The organism is Streptococcus sp. HMSC073A12 (assembly GCF_001812815.1).
GTDB lineage: Bacteria > Bacillota > Bacilli > Lactobacillales > Streptococcaceae > Streptococcus > Streptococcus vaginalis.
Genome location: NZ_KV810568.1, coordinates 1 through 2,241 on the forward strand (window position 1 = coordinate 1; position 2,241 = coordinate 2,241).

General features: G+C 38.8%; 3 protein-coding genes. All 3 read left to right on the top strand.

Features of this window, described 5'->3' with window-relative positions:
- Positions 1-171: 171 nt before the first annotated feature.
- The 3 genes from HMPREF2876_RS09140 to HMPREF2876_RS09150 all read left to right on the top strand — a co-directional run bounded on the left by HMPREF2876_RS09140 (position 172) and on the right by HMPREF2876_RS09150 (position 2,184).
- Positions 172-1,296 carry a PTS sugar transporter subunit IIC gene (locus HMPREF2876_RS09140; RefSeq protein WP_024051514.1) on the top strand — a complete coding sequence of 375 codons (1,125 nt, stop codon included), beginning with the start codon at positions 172-174 and terminating at the stop codon, positions 1,294-1,296.
- 75 nt (positions 1,297-1,371) lie between these two features.
- Positions 1,372-1,821 (top strand): NUDIX hydrolase, encoded by a 450-nt coding sequence (locus HMPREF2876_RS09145; protein ID WP_024051513.1) that lies wholly within the window; start codon positions 1,372-1,374, stop codon positions 1,819-1,821.
- A 63-nt stretch (positions 1,822-1,884) separates the two neighbouring features.
- Positions 1,885-2,184 carry a DUF1827 family protein gene (locus HMPREF2876_RS09150; protein WP_024051512.1) on the top strand — a complete coding sequence of 100 codons (300 nt, stop codon included), beginning with the start codon at positions 1,885-1,887 and terminating at the stop codon, positions 2,182-2,184.
- Positions 2,185-2,241 lie beyond the last annotated feature (57 nt).

Here is a 2,241-nt window from a genome sequence, read left to right on the forward strand (position 1 = left end):
AAAGGAGTTACGTTATGTTGGTTATAGCTATTATTATCATTATTTATAGTATCTTATCAAGGCGTAGCTACCGTTTTAAAATGGGATAATCATCTCCATTTTTACATGACTCCGCCTTATTCTCATTTGGGATAGGGCGGATTTTATTTTTCAAAAATAAAGGAGTTTTTTATGACAAAAGAAAACACAACCGCATCACTTACCCCTAAATCATTTTTGCATAAAGTTCTAAACGGCACCGCAATTGGTGTTATCGTAGCCTTGCTGCCTAACTGTATCTTTGCCATTATTTTCTCTTTAGACTTTTTCAAAAATAATGCTTTCTTTGCAACTTGGAATGTGGCTAACGTTCTTTTCCAAGCCACTTTATCTGCCGTAATTGGAACGCTGGTTGCCTTGGAATTTAATTTCAAAGGAATGAAAGCTGCGCTTCTGACAGCCATTGCTTTTGTTAGTTCTGGTGCTTCTAGTAAATTAGCTGGAGCAACGGAGTTATTAGGATATGTTCAAAAGCAAAAAGCCCCTTCTGAAATTACGGCAACTGCAAACAAAATGGTTACTGGATTCTACACGACTGGTACAGGGGACATTATCAATGTCATGCTAATTTGTGCCCTTAGCGTTCTCGTATTGCTCTGGCTAGAAGGGAAATTTGAATCCTTTAATTTTGTTCTTCTGCCAATCGTTGGATCGCTTCTTGCGACTGTGGGGTTATTCACACTTCCTTATGTCAAAATGATTTCTAGCTTAATCGGGCAAGGAATCATCTACTTTACGGATCTTCAGCCTTACTTAATGAGTGTTCTCATCTGTGTTACTTTTGCTATCTTAATCGTGGCTCCAATCTCAACTGTTGCAATCGGTCTTGCCATTGGACTAAATGGACTCGCTGCCGGTGCTTCTGCTATGGGGGTCGGAACAACTTGTATCGTACTTGTTGTTCATTCATTCTTCGTCAATAAACCTGGTGTAACTGCTGCTGTCGCCCTTGGTTCAATGAAAATGATGATGACCAATGTCTTTGAGGACCCAATCTCTTATGTTCCTATTGTCGCAACCTCTGCTGCTACTGGTCTGTTGGTTCCGCTCTTCACCATTACCGGGACGCCTGCATCAGCAGGTTTTGGATTAGTTGGTCTGACTGGACTCTTCACTTCTGTTACAGGCGGACTTCCCATGGGACTGGCAATCTTAGCTTGGCTTGTCATCCCAACAGTCGTTGCCATTCTTTTCCGTCTTCTCTTTGAAAAAGTGCTCAATTTATATACAGCAGATATTTTCAAATTTGAACCTTAAAATGCTTGAAAGCCTTGACAGCACTTGATTTCTGCATTATGATATTAGTAGCATATAAGAAAGAGTGGAAACGATATGACAGTCGCAACTTTTGGAGAAAGGCAAGAAGACGTTCAATATGTGAATCGCTATGGCGTTTATGCAGTTATTCCAGATGAAAAGCAAGAAAAGATAATTTTAGTGCAAGCCCCCAACGGCGCTTGGTTCTTGCCCGGAGGCGAGATTGAGCAAGATGAGGATCGCTTAACTGCCTTAAAACGTGAACTGATTGAAGAGCTTGGTTTTACTGCTCAAATCGGTCAATATTACGGACAAGCAGATGAATATTTTTATTCTCGCCACCGCGATACCTATTTTTATAACCCTGCTTACATTTATGAAGTAAGCCAGTATGAGCAATCGCAAGCACCTTTAGAAGATTTTAATCAGCTCGTCTGGTTTCCAATCGCAGAAGCTATTTCCAAATTAAAACGTGGCAGTCATAAATGGGGAATTGAAATGTGGAAAAAGAATCATAAAGTATGAGAAATTGTTCACATTTCTTATGAAAAAGTGCTATAATAGGAATAGAATATAGGAGGAAGTCAGATGAAGCTTATTAACACGACAAACAGCCATGCACGCCTTGTACAAAGTCAATTAGAAAGTACAGATGCTACACTAGTTGAGACTTTTTCCGCTGGAAATACAGACGTCGTCTTTACGCAAGCACCTTTTCATTATGAAATTCTGATTTCAAATAAACACCGCACCATTCGCGAACAAGAAGTTGAAAAAATTCGAGAATTTTTTTTGAAACGAAAAATTGATACAAAATCGATTGATGTTTCTCGAATTAAGACACTCTATTCAACAAACCTCATTGAAATATCCATCCCAACTAAATAAGCCTGTCAAGGCTTATTTTTTTGTTTGATAAATTGTAAAATATAGTGCAACAAAAAA

Excerpts from the sequence above, each read along its gene's own strand:
- HMPREF2876_RS09150 (WP_024051512.1), top strand. The coding sequence starts at position 1,885 with ATGAAGCTTATTAACACGACAAACAGCCATGCACGCCTTGTACAAAGT.
- HMPREF2876_RS09145 (WP_024051513.1), top strand. The coding sequence starts at position 1,372 with ATGACAGTCGCAACTTTTGGAGAAAGGCAAGAAGACGTTCAATATGTG.
- HMPREF2876_RS09140 (WP_024051514.1), top strand. The coding sequence starts at position 172 with ATGACAAAAGAAAACACAACCGCATCACTTACCCCTAAATCATTTTTG.